General features: G+C 61.6%; 24 protein-coding genes. 5 read left to right on the forward strand and 19 right to left on the reverse strand.

The window, feature by feature from the left end; translation table 11 throughout:
- Positions 1-2 precede the first annotated feature (2 nt).
- The 7 genes from IPM27_06850 to IPM27_06880 form a co-directional block, all read right to left on the reverse strand.
- Entirely contained in the window at positions 3-1775 is a 1773-nt protein-coding gene (locus IPM27_06850) for a nickel-dependent hydrogenase large subunit (protein MBK9161267.1), read from the reverse strand.
- A gap of 165 nt (positions 1776-1940) precedes the next feature.
- Positions 1941-3218 carry a (Fe-S)-binding protein gene (locus IPM27_06855; protein ID MBK9161268.1) on the reverse strand — a complete coding sequence of 426 codons (1278 nt, stop codon included), beginning with the start codon at positions 3216-3218 and terminating at the stop codon, positions 1941-1943.
- 181 nt (positions 3219-3399) lie between these two features.
- Positions 3400-4056, reverse strand: a complete 657-nt coding sequence (locus tag IPM27_06860) for a hypothetical protein (GenBank protein ID MBK9161269.1) — start codon at positions 4054-4056, stop codon at positions 3400-3402.
- A gap of 13 nt (positions 4057-4069) precedes the next feature.
- Complete coding sequence (locus tag IPM27_06865) at positions 4070-5155, reverse strand: hydrogenase small subunit (protein ID MBK9161270.1); 1086 nt, start codon at positions 5153-5155, stop codon at positions 4070-4072.
- Position 5156: 1 nt separating this feature from the next.
- Positions 5157-5351 carry a hypothetical protein gene (locus IPM27_06870; protein ID MBK9161271.1) on the reverse strand — a complete coding sequence of 65 codons (195 nt, stop codon included), beginning with the start codon at positions 5349-5351 and terminating at the stop codon, positions 5157-5159.
- A complete protein-coding gene (locus IPM27_06875) occupies positions 5348-5749 on the reverse strand; it encodes a hydrogenase expression/formation protein (protein MBK9161272.1) in 402 nt (133 codons plus the stop codon). Before IPM27_06875 ends, IPM27_06870 begins: the two co-directional genes overlap by 4 nt.
- Positions 5746-6225, reverse strand: a complete 480-nt coding sequence (locus IPM27_06880) for a HyaD/HybD family hydrogenase maturation endopeptidase (GenBank protein ID MBK9161273.1) — start codon at positions 6223-6225, stop codon at positions 5746-5748. Before IPM27_06880 ends, IPM27_06875 begins: the two co-directional genes overlap by 4 nt.
- Positions 6226-6306: 81 nt before the next feature.
- On the opposite strand from IPM27_06880, the gene IPM27_06885 reads away from it, so the two are divergent.
- Both IPM27_06885 and hypD read left to right on the forward strand, forming a co-directional pair.
- Positions 6307-6540: a HypC/HybG/HupF family hydrogenase formation chaperone gene (locus IPM27_06885; protein ID MBK9161274.1), complete on the forward strand. Its 234-nt coding sequence runs from the start codon at positions 6307-6309 to the stop codon at positions 6538-6540.
- Positions 6540-7640 carry a hydrogenase formation protein HypD gene (hypD, locus tag IPM27_06890; protein MBK9161275.1) on the forward strand — a complete coding sequence of 367 codons (1101 nt, stop codon included), beginning with the start codon at positions 6540-6542 and terminating at the stop codon, positions 7638-7640. The genes IPM27_06885 and hypD overlap by 1 nt, the downstream gene beginning before the upstream one ends.
- Here hypD and IPM27_06895 read toward each other — a convergent pair.
- The 6 genes from IPM27_06895 to IPM27_06920 all read right to left on the reverse strand — a co-directional run bounded on the left by IPM27_06895 (position 7615) and on the right by IPM27_06920 (position 14088).
- On the reverse strand, positions 7615-8520 hold the full coding sequence (locus tag IPM27_06895) for a septal ring lytic transglycosylase RlpA family protein (GenBank protein MBK9161276.1): 906 nt from the start codon (positions 8518-8520) through the stop codon (positions 7615-7617). The genes hypD and IPM27_06895 overlap by 26 nt on opposite strands.
- 9 nt (positions 8521-8529) lie before the next feature.
- On the reverse strand, positions 8530-9627 hold the full coding sequence (rodA, locus tag IPM27_06900) for a rod shape-determining protein RodA (GenBank protein MBK9161277.1): 1098 nt from the start codon (positions 9625-9627) through the stop codon (positions 8530-8532).
- The gene (gene mrdA / locus IPM27_06905; protein ID MBK9161278.1) at positions 9620-11518 is read right to left on the reverse strand and encodes a penicillin-binding protein 2; all 1899 of its coding nucleotides are present in this window, start codon (positions 11516-11518) and stop codon (positions 9620-9622) included. Before mrdA ends, rodA begins: the two co-directional genes overlap by 8 nt.
- On the reverse strand, positions 11515-12033 hold the full coding sequence (gene mreD / locus IPM27_06910) for a rod shape-determining protein MreD (GenBank protein ID MBK9161279.1): 519 nt from the start codon (positions 12031-12033) through the stop codon (positions 11515-11517). Before mreD ends, mrdA begins: the two co-directional genes overlap by 4 nt.
- The gene (gene mreC, locus IPM27_06915) at positions 12033-12959 is read right to left on the reverse strand and encodes a rod shape-determining protein MreC (protein ID MBK9161280.1); all 927 of its coding nucleotides are present in this window, start codon (positions 12957-12959) and stop codon (positions 12033-12035) included. Before mreC ends, mreD begins: the two co-directional genes overlap by 1 nt.
- Before the next feature lie 85 nt (positions 12960-13044).
- Positions 13045-14088 (reverse strand): rod shape-determining protein, encoded by a 1044-nt coding sequence (locus tag IPM27_06920; GenBank protein ID MBK9161281.1) that lies wholly within the window; start codon positions 14086-14088, stop codon positions 13045-13047.
- 97 nt (positions 14089-14185) lie between these two features.
- Here IPM27_06920 and gatC point away from each other — a divergent pair, with 97 nt between their 5' ends.
- The 3 genes from gatC to gatB are packed head-to-tail and all read left to right on the forward strand — an operon-like array spanning position 14186 to position 17442.
- On the forward strand, positions 14186-14473 hold the full coding sequence (gene gatC, locus IPM27_06925) for an Asp-tRNA(Asn)/Glu-tRNA(Gln) amidotransferase subunit GatC (GenBank protein MBK9161282.1): 288 nt from the start codon (positions 14186-14188) through the stop codon (positions 14471-14473).
- Between the two features lie 6 nt (positions 14474-14479).
- A complete protein-coding gene (gene gatA, locus IPM27_06930; GenBank protein MBK9161283.1) occupies positions 14480-15934 on the forward strand; it encodes an Asp-tRNA(Asn)/Glu-tRNA(Gln) amidotransferase subunit GatA in 1455 nt (484 codons plus the stop codon).
- A gap of 2 nt (positions 15935-15936) precedes the next feature.
- Positions 15937-17442, forward strand: a complete 1506-nt coding sequence (gatB, locus tag IPM27_06935; GenBank protein ID MBK9161284.1) for an Asp-tRNA(Asn)/Glu-tRNA(Gln) amidotransferase subunit GatB — start codon at positions 15937-15939, stop codon at positions 17440-17442.
- On the opposite strand, the gene IPM27_06940 is transcribed toward gatB, so the two are convergent.
- From IPM27_06940 to IPM27_06965, 6 genes are all read right to left on the reverse strand, one after another.
- Positions 17439-18161, reverse strand: coding sequence for a class I SAM-dependent methyltransferase (locus tag IPM27_06940; protein MBK9161285.1), 723 nt, complete (start codon positions 18159-18161; stop codon positions 17439-17441). The two genes, gatB and IPM27_06940, sit on opposite strands and share 4 nt — an antisense overlap.
- 6 nt (positions 18162-18167) lie before the next feature.
- Positions 18168-18914, reverse strand: coding sequence for an SDR family oxidoreductase (locus IPM27_06945; protein ID MBK9161286.1), 747 nt, complete (start codon positions 18912-18914; stop codon positions 18168-18170).
- 69 nt (positions 18915-18983) lie between these two features.
- Entirely contained in the window at positions 18984-19649 is a 666-nt protein-coding gene (locus IPM27_06950; protein ID MBK9161287.1) for a thiol:disulfide interchange protein DsbA/DsbL, read from the reverse strand.
- On the reverse strand, positions 19646-20224 hold the full coding sequence (locus IPM27_06955; protein ID MBK9161288.1) for an SPOR domain-containing protein: 579 nt from the start codon (positions 20222-20224) through the stop codon (positions 19646-19648). Before IPM27_06955 ends, IPM27_06950 begins: the two co-directional genes overlap by 4 nt.
- A gap of 19 nt (positions 20225-20243) precedes the next feature.
- Positions 20244-21920, reverse strand: coding sequence for an arginine--tRNA ligase (locus IPM27_06960; GenBank protein ID MBK9161289.1), 1677 nt, complete (start codon positions 21918-21920; stop codon positions 20244-20246).
- Between the two features lie 211 nt (positions 21921-22131).
- Entirely contained in the window at positions 22132-24099 is a 1968-nt protein-coding gene (locus tag IPM27_06965; GenBank protein MBK9161290.1) for a cytochrome C, read from the reverse strand.
- Positions 24100-24170 lie beyond the last annotated feature (71 nt).

Consider the following 24170-nt stretch of genomic DNA (forward strand, 5'->3'; position numbering starts at 1 on the left):
CATCATCTGACCTTGACCTCGACCAGTTCTGCGCCGTCCGGGTCGGTCACGTGCACTGCGCAGGCGATGCAGGGGTCGAAGCTGTGGATGGTGCGCAATATCTCGATGGGCTGTTTGGGGTCGTGCAGTTTGTGGCCTTTCAGCGCGGCCTCGTAAGGGCCTTCCTGTCCGTTCGCATCGCGCGGTCCGGCGTTCCAGGTGGATGGGACGACCGCCTGGTAGTTGTCTATCTTGCCATCCTTGATGACCACCCAGTGCGCCAGTGCGCCGCGCGGCGCTTCGGTGAAGCCTGCACCTTTTGCGGTGGCAGGCCAGTTGGACGGGTCCCATTTCTGTTCGTTGAAGGTGCGCACGTCGCCCGACTTGATGTTGGCGATGAGCTGGTCGTACCAGCCCTGCATCGCGTCGGCGATGATCTTGGTCTCCAGCGTGCGCGCGGCAGTGCGGCCCAGCGTGGAATAGAGCGCGGCCACCGGCACGTCGAGCGTGCGCAGCGTCATGTTCACCAGTTCCCTGGTCTGCTCGTGGCCGCTGGCATACAGCATCAGCACACGCGCCAGCGGGCCGACCTCCATCGCCTTGCCTTTCCAGCGCGGTGATTTGAGCCAGGAATAATCCTTGGCGGTGTCGAGGTTCTCGTAGGGCGGCTTGGGGCCGGTGTAGTGCAGCGCGGTCTCGCCGTTGTACGGGTGCAGCCCCTTGTCCTTGCCTGCGCGGTAGTCGTACCAGGAATGCGCGACGAATTCCTCGATCTCGTTCTCGGCGTGCAGGTCGACAGGATGGATGGTGGACAGGTCGCGGTTGAGGATGACGCCGGCGGGGATCAGGTTGCTGGCCGGGTCGTTGATGCCTTTGGCGGGGAAATCGCCATAAGTGAGGAAGTTGCCGACGCCTTCACCCTGCGCGCCCCAGTCCTTGTAGAAACCTGCAATGGCCAGCGTATCCGGCACATAGACCTGTTCCACGAACTCGCGCATCTGGTTGATGATGTTCTGCACGTTGGCCAGCCCCACCATGTTGAGCGAGGTGGCGCCCTCGCCGCCGCGATGGTGCGGGCCCTTGCCGTGACCCTTGTGTTGCGGATGCACGCTGATCGCGCAGGGCACGCCGCCGACGAGGAAGTTGGGGTGCGGGTTCTTGCCGCCGAAGATGGTGTGCAACTTGGCCACGTCGCGCTGCCAGGCGAGCGCATCGAGGTAATGCGCGACCGCCATCAGGTTGGCCTCGGGCGGCAGCTTGTAGGCCGGATGTCCCCAGTAACCGTTGGCGAAGATGCCGAGCTGGCCGCCTTCGACAAAGCCCTTCACCTTTTTCTGCACGTCGGCGAAATAGCCGGGCGAGGAACGCGGATAGGACGGACTGACCGTCTGCGCCAGCCGCGAGGTGGCGGCGGGATCGGCCTTCAGCGCGGACACCACGTCCACCCAGTCCAGCGCGTGCAGGTGGTAGAAATGCATCACGTGGTCGTGGATGTATTGCGCGCCTATCATCAGGTTGCGGATCAGTTGCGCGTTGGCGGGGATCTCGTATTTCAGCGCGTCCTCGACCGCGCGCACCGAGGCGATGCCGTGCACCAGCGTGCACACGCCGCAGATGCGCTGCGCGAACGCCCATGCGTCGCGCGGGTCGCGGCCGCGCAGGATGATCTCGATGCCGCGCACCATGGTGCCGGCGCTGGAGGCCTGCGTGATGCGCCCTTCGGCATCGGTCTCGGCTTCGATTCGCAGGTGGCCCTCGATGCGGGTGATGGGGTCGACGACGACTCTTCTGCTCATGTTTGCTTTCCTTCCATGGCTAATTTTGTGTGCGCTGAGGGAATGCGCCCTCTCCCTTGCAGGGAGAGGGTTGGGGTGAGGGTAGAAATGTTGGCATTCAACTGTTCTACCCCCATCCTGGCCTTCCCCCTGCAAGGGGGAAGGAACAGAGAAGATGAGAACGCATCAATCCGCATTTGACTTCTCCTCAGGGGCCAGATGCTCGGCGACGAGTTCGGTCAGTCCGATGACCTCGACATCCATGCGGTTGTGTTCCAGCCCGTCCAGCAGCATGGTGCGGCAATTGGAGCAGGAGGTGACCATGGTCTTCACGTTCACCGCATCGAGCTGCGCCTTCTTGCGGCTGAACACCTGCAGGCGCAGCGGTTCGGCGCGCGGGTTCGCGGCCACACCGCCCCCCCCGCCGCAGCACCAGTTCTGCACGCCCGCCTCCGGCATCTCGACGAAGTTGGGCGCGACCTGCTTCAGCAGATTGCGCGGCTGTTCGATCACGCCACCGCGCCGCACCATCTGGCACGGGTCGTGGAAGGTCATGCGCGTCTCGTCCACGCTGTCCGTGCGCAAGCGTCCTTCGCTGCGCAACTGGTCGAGCAGCTCGATGATGTGGATGACCTCGAACGGATAGGCGCGACCGATCAGGTTGGGACCTTCCCAGCGCAATGCGGTATAGGCATGGCCACATTCCGGGCTGATGACGTATTTCACCCTGAGCCGTTCGGCGGCGCGCACGATGCGCCCGACCAGCTCGGCCGCGAGGTCGGAAGAGCCGATCTGGATGCCGCTGTTGGTGCCCTCGAAACCGTCCGAGGCGAAGGTCCACGACACCCCGGCCTGATGGAAGATGCGCGTCACCGCGGTCACGATCTCGCTGTAATCGGCGACCTCGGCGGAAGAGAGCACCAGCATGTAGTCCGCGCCCTCCTTGTCCAGCGGCACCGTCAGGCCGGTCTCCTTTTCGGTGTGCCGGATGTGCGCCATCAGCGTGTTCAGGGTCACGCCCATCGGGCTGCCGAGCTCGACGGCGCGCTGCGTCGCGCCCTTCAATCCTTCCGGCGCATGGCCGGACGCCACCATGCCCTCGCGCATCTTGCGCACCATGTAGACGATGTCGTTGCCGACCGGACAGACCAGCGAACAGCGACCGCACAGCGTGCAGCTGTCGTACACCAGCGGCTCCCACTCGGCCAGCTCTTCGTCGGTGACGGGCTTGGACAGGCCGACCTGCTTCATCAGCTTGCCCCAGAAGGTGTATTCCTGCTGCCACAGGCGGCGCATCGGCTCCAGCTTGTGGATCGGCGTGTACTTCGGGTCGTTGGTCTCGGTGTAGAACAGGCAGGCATCGGCGCACAGCCCGCAATGCACGCAGGAGGTGAAGAAGCTGGCGATCGGTGCGTCGATCTGCCCGATCAGGGTGTCGATGCCGCGCTGGAGTGATGTGCTCATCTCGTTCCTCCCTTTCTCATCGAAAAAGCAATCGTCCACGAAATACACAAAAAAACACGAACAAGTTCAAATGCATGTCCCTGTGAATCTTGTCATCCGATGGGTGGGTAGCCTATTTCGTTTAACTCCATACTTCAGGTTCGTGATTTTCGTGTCTTTCGTGGATGAAAGAGATTTTTGTTCATATATTGATGCCCTTGAACCCGTTCACCGCGCCGTTGTACCAGCGCGCGATGAAGGTCGAGAACATGTGGGCCAGCTTGGTGAACGGCGCGATCACCAGCAGCAGTTCGACGCTGGCGATATGCAGCGTCAGCAAGGTGATGTATTCGAAGCCGATCTCGCGCAGCAGCATGAAACCGGTGAGCAGCGGCAGGAAGGAAAGCGTCCAGGTCAGGTAGTCCTGGAAGTCGGACAGCATGCGCTTCACCGGGTCGATGAAACGGTGCGCCAACAGCGCGATCATCGCGCCGATGGAAAGCACGGCGGCGATGTCGATCACGCCGCGCGGCAGCGCGGGCCAGCCCAACCCGAGTACCGCGCGGATCAAGTCGATGTGCTGGCTGAGGAAGAAGAAGGTCATCAAGAAGCCGATATGGAAGACGAGGCCGGCGACGACGGTGAAGTTGCCGCGCGCGCTCAGTTTGGTGGACACGAAAGTCCGCTTCCACATGGTGCGCAGACCGCCCGACCATTCGGAGCCGCGCGGGGCGGCCAGCGATCTTTTGCGGCCGAGCATCAGCAGGTGCAGCATGCGGTAGCTCATGCCCAGCACGAACACGGCGGCGGCTATCTGCAAGCCGGTCCCGCGTACCCAAAGCAACAGTTCCGGATCCATGTTCTCGCGCTCCTCAGGTCAGGTCTTTGACGGTCAGCTTCTCGCGCGCCTGCTGCACCCGTTTTCGCTTGTTGCGATCCAGCGCGCTCAATGCCACGGCGGCGCCCGCACCAACGACCGCTGCGGCCTGCGCGACCGAGGCGACATCGGCAGTGGGCGATGGCAGCGGCGCATAGAAGCTGCCCGCATCCCAGAATTTCGGCTCGGAACAACCCAGGCAGCCGTGGCCGGCTTCGATCGGGAAGCCCGCCCCGCCGTTCCATTTGGTCGTCGCGCAGGCGTTGTGCGTGGTCGGCCCCTTGCAGCCGAGTTCGTACAGGCACCAGCCGTTGCGCGCGCCCTCGTCGTCGAACGTCTTGGCGAACTTGCCCTGTTCATAGAACGGGCGGCGATAACAGCGGTCGTGGATGGTCTCGCCGTAGAACGCCTTGGGCCGTCCCAGATCGTCGAGCACGGGCAGCTCGCCGAAGGTCAGGTAATGCGCCAGCACGCCGGTGATGACGGCGGGGATGGGCGGGCAGCCGGAGATGTTGACGATGGGTTTATCCCTGATGATGTCGGACACCGCGACCGCGCCGGTGGGATTCGGCTGCGCGTTGGGCAGGCCGCCGAACGCCGCGCAACTGCCGACCGCGACGATGGCCGCCGCGCCTTTCGCCGCCTCTTCCAGCAGGTCGAGGTTGGTGCGCCCGGCGATGGTGGAATAGATGCCGCCGTCCTTGAGCGGGATCGAGCCGTCCACCAGCAACAGGTAGCTGCCGAAGAATTCGCGCATCGCATCCTCTCGCGATTTTTCCGCGCCATGACCGGAAGCGGCCTGCAGCGTATGGTGGTAGTCGAGCGAGATCATGTCGAAGATCAGACTCTCCAGTGTCGGCGAATGTGAGCGCGTCAGCGATTCGGTGCAGCCGGTGCATTCCTGGAACGACAGCCAGATCACCGACGGCCGCTTCGCGCTGGCCAGCGCGGCGGCGATGGCGCTCACACTGCCGGGCGGCAGGGCCATCATCGTCGCCATCGCGGCGCAGAATTTCAGGAAGGCGCGGCGGCTGATGCCCTGCTGCGCGAGTCGTTCTCCCAAGGTTTCACGTTCGTTCATCTTAAAACCTCTTTTCATCCACGAAAAACACGAAAGTCACGAAATGGGGCCAGGCGAAAGCTCGCAAACAAGCCAGTTGGCCGCACATGTTGGTGCGACTCATCCAATCGGATGATGGATGCCGGCCGTTGTATTCGCCATGAATCTGTTCGAGCTGTTCGTGTCTTTCGTGGACAGCAGGGTTTTTCAGGTTCATGGCTGCTGCTCGTCGTTGAGTCGGGCGCGCAACCGTTCCAGCCCGGCATCGATGTCTTCCTGCTGGCTCCGGACGATCTCCGGAACGGCAGCGACCTCCAGCGTATCGGCGACGATGTCGCCCTCGACGTTGTAATGCGTCACCCACCACACGCCGGGATAGCCGGTCTCGACGACCTCGCTCGGCCCGATCGCCTCGATGCGGATCGACACCTCGCCCTGTCCCAGCCACTGGCGCAACTGTTCGTATTCGCCGGGAGCCAGCGGCAGGCTGTTCAGGTCGATGATGCCAGTCGTCCCGTCGTGCGCCAGTCTCTCCAGATGCGCGGCGATCTCGGCCAGCAATGCGCGCAGGTTGCCGATGGAATGGTCTTCGTCGGGCCGGATGGGAATGGTCATGTCTGCCACGCCTCGACCAGTTGCAACGCATGGGAGCATGCGCGGGGGAGCGCGGTGGCAACGGCGGGCGACGGTGTCTCGCCCCACTCGATGTCCTGCGGCTGGATGCCGATCAGCGCGCGCCGCGACGGCAGTCGGTCGGCGAGCCGGGCGATGGACAGCAGGTCGATCAGGCTGACCTCGTGCACGCTGCACCTGCGGTTGCCGCCGATGAACGCGTCCATCTCCTCGCCCTCGAACACCCGGGTCGCGCCGGGTTCACCGTCGAATCGCGCGGCGTCGATCACGATCAGTTGCGCGGCATCCTCGATCGCGCCGGCCAGTGTGAAGCTCAACGTGCCACCGTCCATCAGTTCGATGTCATCGCGTCCCGCCATCCGTTCGGCCAGCATCCGTACCGCATGGACACCCGCACCCTCGTCTTGCAACAGGGAATTGCCGATGCCGAGAATCAGTGTCTTGCGGCGTTCACTCATGATGTCAAGAATGGCGAGCAGGCGACGTGTTCAATCTAGCATTAGAATGTGAACACTTCAATCAACCTTTGGGATTATTTCATGTGCCTCGGCATCCCCATGCAGATCACCAGCATCGACGGTTATAACGCCCGCTGCGAAGCACGGGGCGTGACGCGCGAAGTCAGCCTGTTCCTGTTGCAGGACGAGCCGCTGGCGGTGGGCGACTACGTCATCGTGCATGTCGGCTACGCGATCCAGAAATTGACCGAACAGGAAGCGCATTCGACCTGGGAATTGCTCGACGAACTGCTGGCCGCCGGGGCCGCATCCTGATGACGGGCGCGCGTGACTGGCTGGAAAGGATACGCGCGCTGCCGCTCGACCGGCGCGTACGCATCATGAACGTGTGCGGCGGGCATGAGCGCTCGATCACGATGGCGGGCCTGCGCGGCGCGCTGCCGCAGAATGTGGAACTGATCCCCGGCCCCGGTTGCCCGGTGTGCGTGTGCCCCGAGGAGGATGTGTACCTGGCGATGCAGATGGCGTTGCGGGCGGGCGTGATCCTGGTCGCGTTCGGCGACATGCTGCGCGTGCCGGTGAACGTGCCGAAATCGGAACCCCGTTCCCTGGAACAGGCCAAGGCCGCCGGCGCCGACGTGCGCCCGATCTCCAGCCCGCAGGAAGCGGTAAGGATCGCCCGTGAGAATCCCGGACGGCAGGTGGTGTTCTTCGCGGCGGGATTCGAGACCACCACTGCGCCGGTCGCGGCGATGCTGCTCGAAGGCATACCGGACAATCTGCTGTTGCTGCTGTCGTGCCGCCTGACCTGGCCTGCCGTGGCGATGCTGCTGGATTCCGGCACGCCCGGGTTCAACGCGCTGATCGCGCCCGGTCACGTTGCCACCGTGATGGGGCCGGAGGAATGGTCGTTCGTGGTGGACAAACACGGCCTCCCCGCTGCGGTCGCCGGCTTCACACCGCTATCGCTGCTGGCGGCGATCTATTCGGTGCTGCGCCAGCTGATCGAGGGCAAGCGGTTCCTGGACAACTGTTACCCGGAAGCGGTACGTCCCGGCGGCAATCCTGCGGCGCAAGCGCTGCTGGCGCAGGCGTTGCAAGTGGTCGATGCCAACTGGCGCGGCATCGGCATCATTCCGGCGTCTGGATATGCGCTTGCGCCGCGTTTCGAACAGTACGATGCGCGCAAACTGTTCGGCGCGCTCGAAAAGGAAGGACGCAAGCGGGTCGGCGAAATGCCGCCGGGCTGCGACTGCGCGCGCGTGGTACTGGGCAGGATCTATCCGAACGAATGCAGGCTGTACGACAAGGCCTGCACGCCTCGCACGCCGGTCGGTCCCTGCATGGTATCCGACGAAGGCGCCTGCCGGATCTGGCGATCGGGCGGTGTCAGCGCAAGCTCAGTATCGGCTTGAAGCCCAGTTTGTCCTTCAGACTCTCCGCACTGCTGCGCGCCTCGCTCTCACTGGCATACGGACCGAGATGCACGCGCACCAGACCGCCCTTTGAGAACAGTCCAAGCTTATTGCCGAGGTCGCCGAGTTCGGCACGCATCTTTGCCATGAAGCTCTCCGCCGCGTCTTCCGACTTGAATGCACCGAGCTGCAGATAGGTGTTGCCGACGGGCGCAGCCTTTTCCAGCGGCCGGGTCTGGACCGCATCCACCCTGGCGACGTGATTGACGATCGCGTTCGGCCCCAGGCTTTCGACTTCGACTTCCGCGCTGCCGTTGCCGACGATACCGAGCTTGTGCGCGGCTGTATAGGAAAGGTCTATCACGCGCTCATGCAGGAACGGGCCACGGTCGTTGACACGCACCACCACCGATTTCCCGTTCGCCACGTTGGTCACGCGCGCATAGCTGGGGATCGGCAGGATGGGATGGGCGGCCGTCATGCCGTACATGTCATACACCTCGCCGCTGGAGGTGCGCTGGCCGTGGAATTTCTTGCCATACCAGGAGGCGATGCCACGTTCCCTGAAATTCCCGACCACGGTCTTCGGCGTGTAGGTCTTGCCCAGCGCGACGTAGGGACGGTTGGCATAACGGTGCAGCGGCTCGTTGCGCGGCACGGCATCGGGGATATCGTCGAGGTTGGCCGGTATATCGGCACCGGGGCCGTCGCCGGCAAGATAACCGCCCCCGGGCGGGGCGGCAGGCGATGGAGCAGCGCCCACCGTGCGCGACTCGACCGGCGCGGGGGTGCTGCGCGTGGCCGCCTCGCGTTGCGGCACACTGCCGCAGGCAGCCAGCACCAGAGTTGCCAATGTCAGGATTGCGGTTTGCTTGATCATGCGTATCTCCTAGGTCTTTACCAGTTTCTTGTGCGTCTCGATGCTCATCAGCATACCAAAACCCAGCAGCAGGGTCAGCATCGACGTGCCGCCGTAACTCACCAATGGCAAGGGAACGCCGACCACCGGCAGGATGCCGCTGACCATGCCCATGTTGACGAACGCGTAGGTGGCGAAGGTCAGCGTGATGGAGCCGGCCATCAGGCGCGTGAAATAGGTGGAGGCATTGGCGGTGATGATGAAGCCACGCCCGATCACGAAGAAATACATCGCCAGCAGGATCAGGTTGCCCACCAGGCCGAACTCTTCCGAGTACACGGCGAAGATGAAATCGGTGGTGCGCTCCGGCAGGAAGTCGAGATGGGTCTGCGTGCCTTGCAGGTAGCCCTTGCCGAGTATGCCGCCCGACCCGACCGCGATGGTCGCCTGGATGGTGTGGTAACCCTTGCCCAGCGCGTCCTGCGAGGGGTCGAACAGCATCAGGATGCGATGCCTCTGGTAATCGTGCAGCATCGACCACAGCACCGGCGCGCTGGCGAGCGCCGAGACAAACAGGCCGCCGATCACCTTCCAGCTGAGTCCGGCGAGGAACAATACGTAGAACCCGCTGGCAGAGATCAGGATCGCGGTGCCCAGGTCGGGCTGACGCGCGATCAGGGCCACCGGCACCAGCAGCAGCAACGCGGCGACGAAGTAATTCTTCAGCGTCAGCGTGGCTTCGTGCTTCTCGAAATACCAGGCCATCATCAGCGGCACGCCGATCTTCATCAGTTCGGACGGCTGGATCGTGCCGATGCCGAGGTTCAGCCAGCGCCGCGCGCCGTGGCTGATCTCGCCGAACAGCGCCACGCCGATCAGCAACGCCATGCCGAGCATATAGATCGGCACGGCGGTACGCATCAGGTAGTGCAAGGGCAGGTTTGCGACCAGCCACATGCAAACCAGCGCCACCGTGATGTTGAACAACTGGCTCAGCGGCTTGCCCCAACCGGCATTGTCCGCGCTGTACAGCACCAGCAGGCTGACCATCAACAACAGCGCAAGGCCGAGCATCAGCGGCGGGTCGATGTGAGCGATGAAACGCTGCCATAGCTGTCGCCTAGTCATTCTCGCCCTCCTCGCCGGCATTGTCCGGCAACGGCTCGGGCTCCTTGCCGAGCAGGTAATAGTCCATCACCTTGCGCGCGATCGGCGCCGCCGTGCCGCCGCCGTGCCCGCCGTTCTCGGCCAGCACCACCAGCGCGATCTTCGGCTGCTCGGCCGGCGCGAACGCGATGAACCATGCGTGGTCGCGGTGCCGTTCGTCGAGCTTGCTGGCGTCGTACTTCTCGCCCTGTTTCATGCCGACCACCTGTGCCGTGCCGGTCTTGCCGGCAATATGATACGGTGCGCCGGCGGCAGCTTGTGCGGCTGTACCGCCCGGCTGCGTGACCGCCGCCATGGCGCGCTTGACCAGATCAAGATGCGCCGGATTGAGTTTCAGGTCTGTTTCCGGCTTGCTTACGATCAGGCGGCTCTGGCCATCGGACGATCTGCGCACCTCCCTGACCAGGTGCGGACGATAAGCGATCCCGTTGTTCGCCAGCGTCGCGGTGGCATAGGCCAGCTGCATCGGCGTCACCAGACTGTAGCCCTGCCCGATGCCCACCGATACGGTATCGCCCGTGTACCATTTTTGCTTGTAGCGACGCATCTTCCATTCCTGTGACGGCAGGAGGCCGGATGTCTCGCCTTCCAGGTCGATGCCGGTCTTCTTGCCGAAGTTGAAGCGCGACAGGAAGCCATGGATATTGTCGATGCCCATATCGACCGCGAGTCCGTAATAGTAGGTGTCGCAGGAGATGACGATGGATTTGAACATGTCCACGCTGCCGTGCCCGCCCGCTTTCCAGTCGCGGTACCGGTGGCTGCTGCCCGGCAGGGTGAAGTAGCCCGGATCGCTGATGGTGCGGCCCGGCGAACGCGTGCCGTAATACAGTCCGGCCAGCGCCATGAACGGTTTGATGGTGGAGCCGGATGGATACTGGCCGCGCAACGCGCGGTTGTTGAGCGGATGGTCGGGAGAATTGTTCAACTCGTCCCAGCTTTCCGAATCGATCCCGTCGATGAACAGGCTGGGGTCATAACCCGGCTTGCTGACGAAGGCCAGCACCTCGCCGTTGTTCGGGTCGATCGCCACCAGCGCGCCGCGGTAATTGCCGAACGACTGCTCGGCGATCTCCTGCAGTTTTGCATCGATACTCAACACCAGCGTATTGCCGGAAGACGGCGGGGTGCGCGACAACATGCGCACCGCGCGTCCCGCAGAATCGACTTCCACCTGCTCGATACCGGTGACGCCGTGCAGTTCGTTCTCGTAACTCTGTTCCAGGCCGACCTTGCCGATGTAGTCCGAGCCGCGATAGTTGGCCGCCAGGTCGTTCTCCTCGAGCTGCTGGACGTCGGTCTCGTTGATGCGCCCGACATAACCGATCAAATGGGCGGTCTTCTCGCCGAACGGATAATCGCGGAACAGGCGTGCCTTGATCTCGACGCCGGGAAAACGGAATTGCTGCGCGGCAAACCGCGCGACCTCCTCGTCATCGAGCCGGCTGCGTATCACCAGCGATTCGAAATCATGCCGTTCGGCGAGCAGTTTTCTGAAGCGCTTGCGATCCTTGGGTGTGATCGCAACCAGCGCGGACAGATCGTTGATCGTGGTCTCCATGTCATGAACCTTGCTGGGCGTGATTTCCAGCGTGTAGCCGGAATAGTTCTGCGCCAGCACTACGCCGTTGCGGTCGAGGATCAGGCCGCGATTCGGCACGATGGGCACGACGGAGATGCGGTTGCTCTCCGCCAGCGTCTGGTAATAGTCGTGACGCACCGTTTGCAGATAGACAAAGCGCGCCAGCAGGATCGCCAGCAGCAGCAGGACGAAGCCGATACTGATGGCCAGCCGCAGCCGGAAGTAGAAGATCTCGCGCAGGTGGTTCCGGAGTTCGACGTGCTGCTTCATGGGCGGTCACGGTCCACGCGCAATTGCCGTATCGCCTGGAACATGACGCTGAGCGGCGCCCACAACAAGGTCGAGGTCAGACAACCGAGGAAGTATGACCATACCACATAGCCGTTCAACTGCCAGTGCACCAGCGCGTACACCACGTAGGTCGCCACGAAGATGCCGAACACCTGCACGGTCTGCTGGCGCAGTTCGAACATCTGCAGGCGGCGATGCAGCACCACGCCGCCGAAAGCAAGCAACGTATAAGCCAGCGCGTGCTGCCCGAACAGGCTGGCATCAGCCACATCGGCGAATATCCCGACCATCCACGCCATCCCGATACCGACGCGCATCGGCTTGTGCATGCACCAGTACAGCAGTACCACCGCGACGAAATCCGGGCGTAGCGCCAACCAGACGCCTTCCCACGGCAGGGCGTTCAGGAACAGCGCCAACAGCACACTCGACACGATGAAGGTGTTGCCGACCGGGCGCTGGATTTCGGGATTGTCGGGCGAGGAATAAGGCATCAGTCAGCCCCCCGCTTCTTTTTCGCGGTCTTCTTTCCGCCCTTGCCGCGACTCTCGGCAGGCGGCTCCTCCGCCGGGCGTTCCGGCAACATGGGCAGACCTGACAGGATCAGCAGATGGCGGTTATTGTCCACGCCGGCCAGCGGCATACAGGTGACGCGCGCGAAAGGGTAGGCATCGTCGCGTTCGATCTTCTCCACCCTGGCGACCGGGATGCCCGGCGGGTAGACTCCGTCTATGCCGGATGTGACCAGCATGTCGCCATTCCGGATGTCGGCACTGACCGGCATATAACGCAGCGACAACTGGCTGGTATCGCCCGCACCGAATACGATGGTGCGCAACCCGTTGCGCAGAATCTGCACCGGCACGGCATGGTTCTTTTCCGTGACCAGCGTCACCTCGGCAAGTTCCGGGTAGACGCGGGTGACCTGTCCCACGATCCCCTTGTCGTCCATGACCACCTGTCCTGCCTGCACCTGCGCGTTGACACCTTTGTTGACAAGCATCTTGCGCCTGAAGATGTCCCGTTCGGCATACACGATCTCGACCGGTTGCGCCGAATATTCGCCGCGCTGCGGCAGCGCCAGCAGATCGCGCAATTGCCCGTTCTCCTGTTGCAGCGCCTGTAATTGCAGCAATTGCGCCGCATCAACCCGATGCTGCTGATGCAGCGACTGGTTATCGTCTATCAGCCTGTGCTGGGTGGTAAAGAAATCGCTGGTATGCCGCCACACCTCGCCCGGCATGGCTGCCAGTTGCTGTACCGGCGCAACCAGCACCGACAGCGTGCTGCGAGTGGATTCCAGATAGCGGTAACGCGCATCGACGAACAGCAACAGCAGGGAAAGTACCGCAAAGAACACCAGTCGCACCGCAGGGCTGGGCCCGCGATTGAAAAACTGGAAGGATTGCGTATTGTCGATCATCTGGAATGGTGTGCAGAAAGCCGGGAGCTGCGCGTCAAGAACGTTTCCCGCTTCCGCCCCATCCCCACCTCCTGAAATTCATTTACTCCGTCGTAAAAATACTGGTGGACTTGTCCATGCTTTCCAGCGCACGGCCGGAACCGCGCACCACGCAGGTCAGCGGGTCATCGGCGATCAGCACCGGCAGCCCGGTCTCCTCCATCAGCAGGCGGTCGAGGTCGCGCAACAGCGCGCCGCCTCCGGTCAGCACCATGCCCTTGTTGGCGATGTCCGCGCCCAATTCCGGCGGCGTCTGCTCCAGTGCGGTCTTCACTGCGCTGACGATACTGTTCAACGGATCGGTCAGCGCTTCGAGTATCTCGTTGCTGGAGATGGTGAAACTGCGCGGCACGCCTTCGGCCAGATTGCGCCCCTTCACTTCCATCTCGCGCACCTCGCTGCCGGGGAAGGCGGAGCCGATGGTCTTCTTGATGTCCTCGGCGGTAGTCTCGCCGATCAGCATGCCATAGTTGCGGCGGATGTAATTGATGATCGCCTCGTCGAACTTGTCGCCGCCGACGCGCACCGAACCGGAATATACCGCGCCGCCCAGCGAGATCACGCCCACCTCGGTGGTGCCGCCGCCGATGTCCACCACCATCGAGCCGGTCGCTTCCTCCACCGGCAGACCAGCACCGATCGCCGCAGCCATCGGTTCCTCGATCAGCTCCACGCGGCGCGCACCGGCACCGACTGCCGATTCGCGGATTGCGCGGCGTTCGACCTGCGTCGAGCCGCACGGCACGCAGATCACGATGCGCGGGCTCGGGCTGAAGATGCTGGCCTTGTAGACCTTGCGGATGAACTGCTTGAGCATTTGTTCAGTCACGGTAAAGTCCGCGATCACGCCGTCCTTCATCGGGCGGATCGCGGTGATGTTGCCCGGCGTGCGACCCAACATCTGCTTCGCGGCCAAGCCCACCTGCTGGATGATTTTCTTGCCGTTCGGCCCGCCTTCCTGGCGGATCGCCACCACTGACGGCTCATCCAGCACGATCCCCTGTCCGCGCACCCAGATCAGTGTGTTCGCCGTACCAAGGTCGATTGCCAAATCGTTAGAAAAATAGCCGTTCAAAAATCCAAACATGTTGTGTCCTGTAATCAATAGGGAAAATGCTCAAAGGGGTGCGCTGCCAAACCCGTTCATGATACCCTATTAGTCTTATTCCAATAAAGTTTTTGCTATGTCTTTAAGCACACGGGATGTTGAAAAAATCGCCCGCCTCGCCCGTCTGTCGGTAAACGAGGCAGAAATCGAAATCGCCCGCGACCAGCTCAACGGCATTTTCGGCCTGATCGCCGAGATGCAGGCCGTGGATACCGACGGGGTCGAGCCCATGTCGCACAGCCAGGATCTGGCCCAGCGCCTGCGTGAGGACACCGTCACCGAAACCAACCAGCGCGAGGTCTTCCAGACTGTCGCCCCGCAAGTGGAGCAGGGCCTGTTCCTGGTTCCCAAAGTCATCGAGTAAGCCAGCATGTTCGAATCCAGCCTCAAACAACTCGGCGATGCCCTCGCTGCCCGCAAGATCTCCAGCGTCGAGCTGACCCGGCTCTACCTCGATCGCATGGCGAAGCTGAACCCACAGCTCAACGCCTACATCACCATCGATCCAGAACGGTCGCTGGCGCAGGCCAAGGCCGCTGATGCGCGCCTCGCAGCAGGCACAGCCGATGCGCTGACCGGCATCCCCGTCGCGCAAAAGGACATCTTCTGCGCCAAGGACTGGCTGACCACCTGCGGTTCGAAGATGCTGCACAACTTCGTGTCGCCCTACGACGCGCACATCATCTCGCAATTCAACAACGCGGGGGCGGTGAACCTCGGCAAGACCAACATGGACGAGTTCGCCATGGGTTCTTCCAACGAAACCTCGCACTACGGCCCAGTGAAGAACCCGTGGGATACCGCACGCGTACCGGGTGGTTCATCCGGCGGCACGGCGGCAGCGGTGGCAGCACGTTTGTGCGCGGCCGCCACCGGCACCGACACCGGAGGTTCCATCCGCCAGCCTGCCGCGATGTGCGGCATCTCGGGCCTGAAGCCGACCTATGGCGTGTGCTCGCGTTACGGCATGATCGCTTTCGCCTCCAGCCTCGACCAAGCCGGCCCGATGGGCCGCAGTGCCGAAGATCTGGCGCTGATGCTGAACGTGATGGCCGGTTTCGACGAACGCGATTCCACTTCGCTGCAACGTGACAAGGAAGACTACGCACGCGATTTGAACAAACCGCTGACTGGCCTGCGTATCGGCCTGCCCAGGGAGTTCTTCTCCGAAGGCATGGGCGCGGATGTCGCCAAGGCTATCGAGGCCTCCATCGCCGAATACAAGAAACTGGGTGCGACCATCGTCGATATCTCGCTGCCGAATTCCAGACTCTCGGTGCCGGTGTACTACGTGCTGGCCCCGGCGGAAGCGTCGAGCAACCTGTCTCGCTTCGACGGCGTGCGCTACGGTTATCGCGCACCCGAGTACGGCGACCTCGCCGACATGTATGAGAAGAGCCGTGCGCAGGGGTTCGGCGCGGAAGTGAAGCGCCGCATCATGATCGGCACCTATGTACTGAGCCACGGCTACTACGATGCCTATTACATCAAGGCGCAACGCATCCGCCGCCTGATCGCGCAGGACTTCGTCGAAGCGTTCAAACAGTGCGACGTGATCATGGGGCCGACCTCGCCTTCCACTGCTTTCAAGCTGGGCGAGAAAGGCGACGATCCGGTGCAGATGTATCTGTCCGACATCTACACCATCGCCGTGAATCTGGCCGGATTGCCCGGCATGTCCATCCCCTGCGGCTTCGGCGATAACAACATGCCGGTCGGTCTGCAGATCATCGGCAATTATTTCGACGAAGCGCGCATGCTGAATGTAGCGCATCAATATCAACTGGCGACCGACTGGCACAGCCGCGCGCCGCAGGGAATCTGAACATGAGCTGGGAAATCGTCATCGGGCTGGAAGTGCATGCGCAACTTTCGACCAACTCAAAAATCTTCTCCGGCGCTTCGACCGCGTTCGGTGCCGAGCCAAACACGCAGGCCGACGCCGTGAGCCTGGCATTGCCCGGTGTATTGCCGGTGCTGAACAGGGGCGCGGTGGAGCGCGCGATCAGATTCGGCCTCGCCACCGGCGCACATATCGCGCCGCGCTCGGTGTTTGCGCGCAAGAATTATTTCTACCCGGACCTGCCCAAGGGCTACCAGATCAGTCAATTCGAGCTGCCCGTGGTCGGTCAGGGCCAGCTCGTGATCCAGGTCCCCGCACAAGGGAAGACCGCCGCTTACGAAAAGACCGTGCGCATCACGCGCGCCCATCTGGAAGAGGATGCGGGCAAATCCCTGCACGAGGATTTCCACGGCATGACCGGCATCGACCTCAACCGTGCCGGCACGCCGCTGCTGGAGATCGTCTCCGAACCGGACATGAGGAACGCCGCCGAAGCGGTGGCCTACGCCAAGGCGCTGCATACACTGGTACAGTGGATCGGCATCTGCGACGGCAACATGCAGGAAGGTTCGTTCCGCTGCGACGCCAACGTCTCGGTGCACAAGCCCGGCACGCCTTTCGGCACGCGGCGTGAGATCAAGAACCTCAATTCTTTCCGCTTTCTGGAGCAGGCCATCAACTACGAGGTGCAACACCAGATCGCCACGCTGGAAGACGGCGGCAGCATCCAGCAAGCCACCGTGCTGTTCGACCCGGACAGCGGCGAGACGCGGGTGATGCGCACCAAGGAAGACGCGCACGACTACCGTTATTTCCCCGATCCCGACCTGCTGCCGCTGGCGATCAGCGAAGAGTGGAAGCAACAGGTCGCCGCGACCCTGCCCGAACTGCCGCATACCAAACAACTGCGCTATCAGGAACAAGGCCTGTCGGCCTACGATGCCAGCGTGCTGACCAGCTCGCGCGCAATGGCGGATTTCTTCGAGGCGGCGTTGGTCGCCGTTTTGCCCTCTCCTCAATCCTCTCCCGCAAGCGGGCGAGGAGGCGAACGTGAAAATCAATTTTCAACTTCTGCCAAGATGTGCGCCAACTGGATCACCGGCGAGCTCAGCGCACAACTGAACCGCGACAATCTCGACATCGCGCAATGCCCGATCAGCGCGCAACAACTGGGCGGCATCCTGAAGCGCATCGCCGACGGCACGGTGTCCAACTCCGGCGCCAAGGAAGTGTTCCGCACCATGTGGACCGAGGGTGGCGAAGCCGATGCCATCATCGAAGCCAAGGGGCTGAAACAGGTATCGGATGCGGGCGTGATCGAGAAGATCGTGGACGAGATCATAGCGGCGAACACCGACAAGGTCGCCGAGTATCGCTCGGGCAAGGACAAGCTGTTCGGCTTCTTCGTCGGACAGGCCATGAAGGCCAGCAAAGGACAGGCCAACCCGGCGCAACTCAACGAAGTCCTGAAGAAGAAGCTGGCGGGTTAAGCCACGTCGTAACGCATCACCCGGTAAAAGCCACCGAAGCAGTATTCGACTTGCGGCTCACCGGCCAGCAACTTGTCCTGTCTGCGCAGCGCTTCCTTCAGTTTCGCGGTCACATCCTCCTGCCAGAATCCCGGCAGGAACGGTTCCAGCGTCCCCAGTACCCAGCGCGTCAGCGGAAAACGATAGAGCAGATGCCGATGTGGCGTGCCGGCATATTCGGTGATGAGTACCGAACCGCCCGGCTTCAGTACTCGCGCGATCTCGTCATACACATGCTGCCGCGCCTCAGGTGGTAATTCATGGAACAGGAAGAACAGAATGATCTGGTCGAAGCTCTCGTCGGCATAGGCCAGCGATTCCGCATTCATCTGCGCCAGATGGCAACGTCTGGCGATATCGCGCGTCTTGCTCCGCGCCAGGCACATTTGTCCGGTGGCGACATCGCACAGGTGTACCTCGTTGTCGGCATTGCGAAACAGGGAAGGCGTGAGTTTGCCGTACACGCAGGTGAGTTGCAGCAGACGTGCGCCGGAACGCGCTTCGACATGATGCAGTGTCCTGTTCAACAGCTTTTCATATTGACCGAACAGGATGGCATTGATGACGGACTGGTGATCGAAGAACCAGATGCTCTTGTCCCACAGGTAGGCCCACCAGTAATGCCGCGCCAGATATTCGGGTATACCGCCCTTGAGGAATCGCTGGTACAGGTGTTGCATCGCTCTCTATGCCAATCCACGCGGCTTGTGCGGCGCATGGGCGAATAGCCGGTCATACAGCCAGTTCGGCAATCGCCGCAGCAACCAGCCCACTATGCCCATCTGCCACGGCACCACGGCGAACGAGCAGCCGTGCGCGATGACACGTGCCATGCGGCGTGCGCCATCATCCGCTTCCAGGATGAACGGCATCGGATAAGGATTGATGTCAGTCATCGGCGTCCTGATATAGCCGGGGCATATGGTCACGACCTTCACACCGCTGCCGTGCAGTTCGACGCGTAGTGATTCGAGATAGGAGATTGCCGCAGCCTTGGAGGCCGAGTAAGCCTCGGAACCCGGCAGGCCACGAAAGCCGGCCACGCTTGCGATACCGACCAGCGTCCCGCGTTTCGCGTCGAGCAACGGACGCATGAACGGCTGAAAGGTCTTGGCCATGCCGAGCACGTTGATATCCATCACCTGCTGGAACGAGTCGAGGTCTTCGGCATATTCGGTCAGCGTGCCGCGACTCACCCCGGCGTTGGCAATGACGATATCCGGCACGCCAACCCGGGCGATAAAGTCTTCCGCGGCGGCACGGACGGACGGCGCATCGCGCACATCGAGTGTATAGGGGAAAACTTTTCCCGGGAATTCTTCAGAGAGGGATTTCAGCAGTTCGCCACGCCGGGCGATGGCGGCGACGATCGCGCCGCGTTCAAGATAGTGGCGTGCGAGGGCAAGACCGATGCCGCTCGACACGCCACTGATGACCAGCGATTTAACAGGCAATGCCTGCACATTCAGTCCGGACCGGACATGCAAAGCCTGCAACCCGGATCAATGTTTGCCAGTGCGACGCTCCTTGCGTGCCATGGCAATGACCTCGTCCAGCACGCGGATGGTCTCGTCCGGCTGAAGACCGGTAATCACGTATTTGCCGGCCACCACCAGCGTCGGCGTACCGCTTATCCTGTAGCTGCGGATCATCTGTTTGGCACGCGCCACCTTGCCCTGCACGGCAAACGAATTGTAGGCCGCTGAAAACTTTGCGCGATCCACGCCGCGCGGCGCTACAAAATCAAGCACCTTGCCCTCGTCGCTCAGGTCCACGTTATTCACGTTCCATGCCTTGAACAGCGCATCGTGCAACGGGTGAACCTGCCCCAATGCCTCCAGCGCGTAATAGGTACGCGCCATCGGCTCCCACGAATCGCGGAATATGGTCGGCACATAGGCCAGACCGACATCCTTGGGCATCTTCTTTTCCCATGCGCTCAGCGGCCCGTGCAGGTGATAGCAGTGCGAGCATCCGTAAAAGAAGAACTCCAGCACTTCAATATTCTTGGTGCTGGTCGGCTGCGCCGGATCCAGCAGTTTGTAATCCTTGCCCAATTCAGCCGCAACTGCCGTACCGCCCAACATCATCAACGCAACCGCAACAATCAGATTCTTCAGCAGCTTCATCTTGTTTTTCTCCTTCGGGATAAGAAACCGGGCGATCATTGCCCGTGCATTGGAGTGGTTTCAATGCCATTTTGTTTCATCGTGGCGCGGGCATTGTTCATTTCGCTCGCCCCCCTGAACGGGCCGACGCGTACCCGGTGCCATATGCCCTTGCCAGGAATCGAGGCTGTTTGCACATTGACCTCCATGCCCATCAGGGTCAATCTGGCCCTCAAGTTCTCGGCTTCATCGGCGCTCGTGAACGAGCCTGCCTGCAGGTAATAGGCCTCCTTCGCAGCTGGTGCCTTAGGCGCGACAGGATTGACGGTCACCACTACATTTGCGTCCGGCTTGTCGGTCAGCACTTTGTAAAACTCGAAGCGCGGCTTGGTATCGGACACTCCGGAAGAAGCTGCCACACCCGACGTGCCGGATGCCGGCGATGTACTTGCATCGGCCGTGGGCGGTGGCGCCACCTGCGCTCTCTGCACGAACGGACTGGGCGATTTCATGATGTACCATGCCACACCGGCCGCCATGCCGGCACCGATCACCATGCCGATCAGGATGCCGGTCAAAAGCGAACTGCCCCCTTTGCGCGGTGCGGTGGATTTGTTGCCTGCGATTCTGCCCATCTTTGTCCGTTTCCTTTCCTTACATCTTCTCTGGTGCGCCCACCCCGAGCAGGGCCAGGCCATTTTTCAGCACTTGCGCCAATGCGAGAATCAACGCCAGGCGCGCCAGCTTGAGCTTCTCGTCCTCGACCAGAAAGCGCGAGGCATTATAGTAGCTGTGAAAATCGGCCGCCAATTCTTTGAGATAGAAGGCGATCAGGTGTGGCGCCAGATCTTCGGCGGCTTGTTCGATCACTTGGGGAAAATCAATCATACGCTGCAACAACGTCTTCTCGTACTCGCTATCCAGTGGCAAGAAATCCGCCCCCAACAGGCTCTGGCGGTCGCCGCCCCACTGTGCCAGTACCGTGCTGATGCGCGCATGCGCATACTGGATGTAATACACCGGGTTGTCGTTGCTCTGCGACTTGGCCAGATCGATGTCGAACACCAGCTGCGAATCAGGCGAGCGCGCCGCAAGGAAATAGCGCGTCGCATCACAACCCACTTCGTCGATCAGGTCGCGCAGGGTGACATAGCTGCCCGCACGCTTGGAGATCTTCACCTCTTCACCGTTCTTCAGCACCGTCACCATCTGGTGCAGCACATAGTCGGGCCATCCCTTGGGGATGCCTTCGTTGAGTGCCTGCAGACCGGCGCGCACGCGTGTGATGGTGGAATGGTGGTCGGATCCCTGCTCGTTGATCACGCGCACAAAGCCGCGTTTCCATTTGTCCAGATGGTAGGCCACATCCGGCACGAAGTAGGTGTAGCCGCCATCGCTCTTGCGCATCACGCGGTCCTTGTCGTCACCGAAATCGGTGGTGCGCAACCACAGCGCATCGTCCTGTTCGTAGGTGTGGCCGCTGGCGATCAGTTTCTGCACCGTGGCCTCCACCTTGCCTTCGGTATACAGCGCGGATTCCAGCGAGAACACATCGAACTCCACCTGGAAGGCACGCAAGTCCAGATCCTGCTCGCGGCGCAGGTAGGCCACCGCAAAGTGGCGGATCGCCTCGGCGTCATCCGCCTCGCCCTTGCCGGCGATGCGCTGGTCGTCCGCCTCGACGGACTCCTTGGCCATGTAGGCGCTGGCCACCTCCACGATGTAGTCGCCACGGTAGCCATCCTCCGGCCATTCCGGGCTGTCCGGCGTGATGCCCTTGCAGCGCAGTTGCACCGAGCGCGTCAGATTATCGATCTGCTGCCCCGCGTCGTTGTAGTAGAACTCGCGCGTCACGTTCCAGCCCGCCGCATGCAGCACGCGACACAGACAATCGCCCACCGCCGCGCCGCGCCCGTGACCGACGTGCAGCGGCCCGGTCGGATTGGCCGAGACGAATTCGACCTGCACCTTGCGCCCCTGCCCGGCATGCACATGGCCGTAACCTGCACCCGCCTGCAATACGCCCTGTATCACGCGTTGCTTGGCCGTGGCAGCAATAAATACATTGATGAACCCCGCCCCCGCGATCTCCACCTTTTCGATGAAGTCGGTTTTCGGCAATGCTGCGACCAGTGCATTCGCGATATCGCGCGGCGACTTGCGCAATGGCTTGGCCAGTTGCATCGCCAGATTGCAGGCGTAATCGCCATGCGTCGCCAACTTGGGGCGTTCGATGAGTACAGTTGTATCACCCTGCTCCGGCACGACCTCGCGCAACGCCTGCGCGAACAGGTCTGCCAGATGGGATTTGAAATTCAGGACTACTGACATTACGGGCACCTTCAAAAGAGGCGCGGATTATAGCATTCAGGGCGGGCGACTCCCATGACCGTTCCTCCCGGAAGGCGCGGCATGTCCATCCATGTATCTCGGTTCGTTAAACAAAGGGATCAACCGCGGTCCTTCGTTCACTTTGGAAGCGCGCCCCTGCCGGCGACGGGCCGGATCGCTCCGCCCCATCCTGCCGGCAAAGACCGTCGCGCTATACCTTGCCGAAGAAGCCCGCCGCCACCAGAACCAGTAAGGTCAGGCCGATCAGGATCAGCACAATCCCGAGCAGCTTTGAACCCAGCGTCATCGGCAACGACGGCGCATCCACCAGATATTTTTCCAGTTCGCCGGAATCAACCAGCCGCTGGTACTGCGCCGGATGGTCACGTCTGAACTCGTCCATCGATTGCGCACCGGTGAACATGACGATGTCGGGTGGCGGCAATTTGTCCGGACGGAAGTGGTTGTTGAAGAAGTGAACCGTGAACAGGAACACGGCTGCCAGGAAGGCTTCTTCGGCATGTACCACCGTCGCCACGTTGAACACCCAACCCGGCAGATAGGTCGCCGTCACATGCGGCATCGCCAGCATCAGACCGCTGGTGCCGATGATGGTGACGCCCCAGAACACGGCCCAGTAGTCGAACTTCTCGAAATAGGTCCAGCGGTCGAACATCGGCTTCGGCCCTTTGCCGAAGAACCACTTGAACATGCCGTAGCAATCCTTGAAGTCCTTCAAGTTCGGGATCAACGAGTCCGGACCGAACCAGCGGAAGTTCTTGTCGCGCAGCAGCTTCTGCATCACGTAGATGAAATGTGTGAAGAAGATCGCGACGAACAACCCCGCCAGGATGCGATGGATGTGGTTGACCTGATGCGGCCCGCCCAACCACTCTGCCAGTGCCGGCGCCCAGGCCGATTCGGCGAACAGCGCCATCGTGCCGGTCAATACCAGACTCATGGTGACCAGCGCGAACAGCAGGTGTGCGACGCGCCAACCCCACGGGAAGCGCTGGAAGAATTTCCTCTCATCTACCGGCAGATCGCCCGCGCGAACATAGGACACGACCTTGCCTTCTCTCTGTTCTTTCCATTCGCGGTAATACCAGAGTGCGGAATGCAGCCAGAAGAAGATGAACACGCCGACCAGTAGCGCGATCATGAATTTGGTCACGATCCACATCTGCGGATATTTCTCGAAATCGTGACTGTTGGCGTGCGGGCTGAACGTCAGAAAACCTTCCGTTGCATTGTTCATGCCCGGCTTCTTGTCATTGTGGCACTTCTGGCAGGTCTTCAGACGGTTGTCCGGATGCACCTTGGATTTCGGATCACTCACTTTGCGCACGTCATGACTGCCGTGGCAGTCGAAGCACTTGGCGGTATAGGCATATCCGAGCGAACCCACCTGGCCGTGATAGGTCTCCCGATACGTCTTCAGGTTCTCTTCGTGACACCCGCCGCAATTCTTGGTGATGGCCAGTTTGACCGGGGACTGATGGGGGCTGGTGACCGAATGCGCCGAATGGCAATCGATGCAGGCTGCCGCATCGTGGTTGTTCTGATCCAGCAATGCCTTGCCATGTACCGACTTGGCATACTGACTCAGTTGCCAGTCATGGCAGCCTTCACCACAGACCTTGGGGGTGGCATGGTGCCATTCATCGTGCTCCGCCGTTCCGCTTGGCGCGACATTGAAGGTATGGTCATCATGGCAATCGTGGCAAGTGGCGTTGGGTGCATTCGGATCATCGACATTGGGCTTGGCATGAGACGATTGCTTATACGCTCCGATGTTCTCCATCACCCTGCCCAGACCGGGTTTCTCGGCAAGCTTGCCTTCGCGTAGCGCTGTTACCCACAAAGAGATATGGCACTCGGCACAGTCCGCTTTTTTTGCCGATTCGGAAACCCGGTGGCGCGCCTGACTGTCCTTGATCTCGGCATGGCAATCGACGCATGCCATGTTCGCGTGTACGCCCTTTCCGAACTTTTCAGCCGGCACGGCATGCAGCTCACGCGGCTCCCCATCCGCCCCCTTGCCATAGAGCGTATCGCCTTTACCGTCATGGCACACAAGGCAGCCTGCATTATCCAGCCGCTTTGCCGAACCCGGATCCGAAGCCGCAACGGCGAACGTCGCCCCCCAGAGCCAGACTTGAATAAACAATGCCAGCATGGCCCATCTTCTGAACGAGAAAAGAGAGTGTGCGATGACTTTCATGATTTTCTTTCGGACGAGAAGGAGCG

This window comes from Nitrosomonadales bacterium (assembly GCA_016716325.1).
Classification (GTDB): Bacteria; Pseudomonadota; Gammaproteobacteria; order Burkholderiales; family Gallionellaceae; genus Gallionella.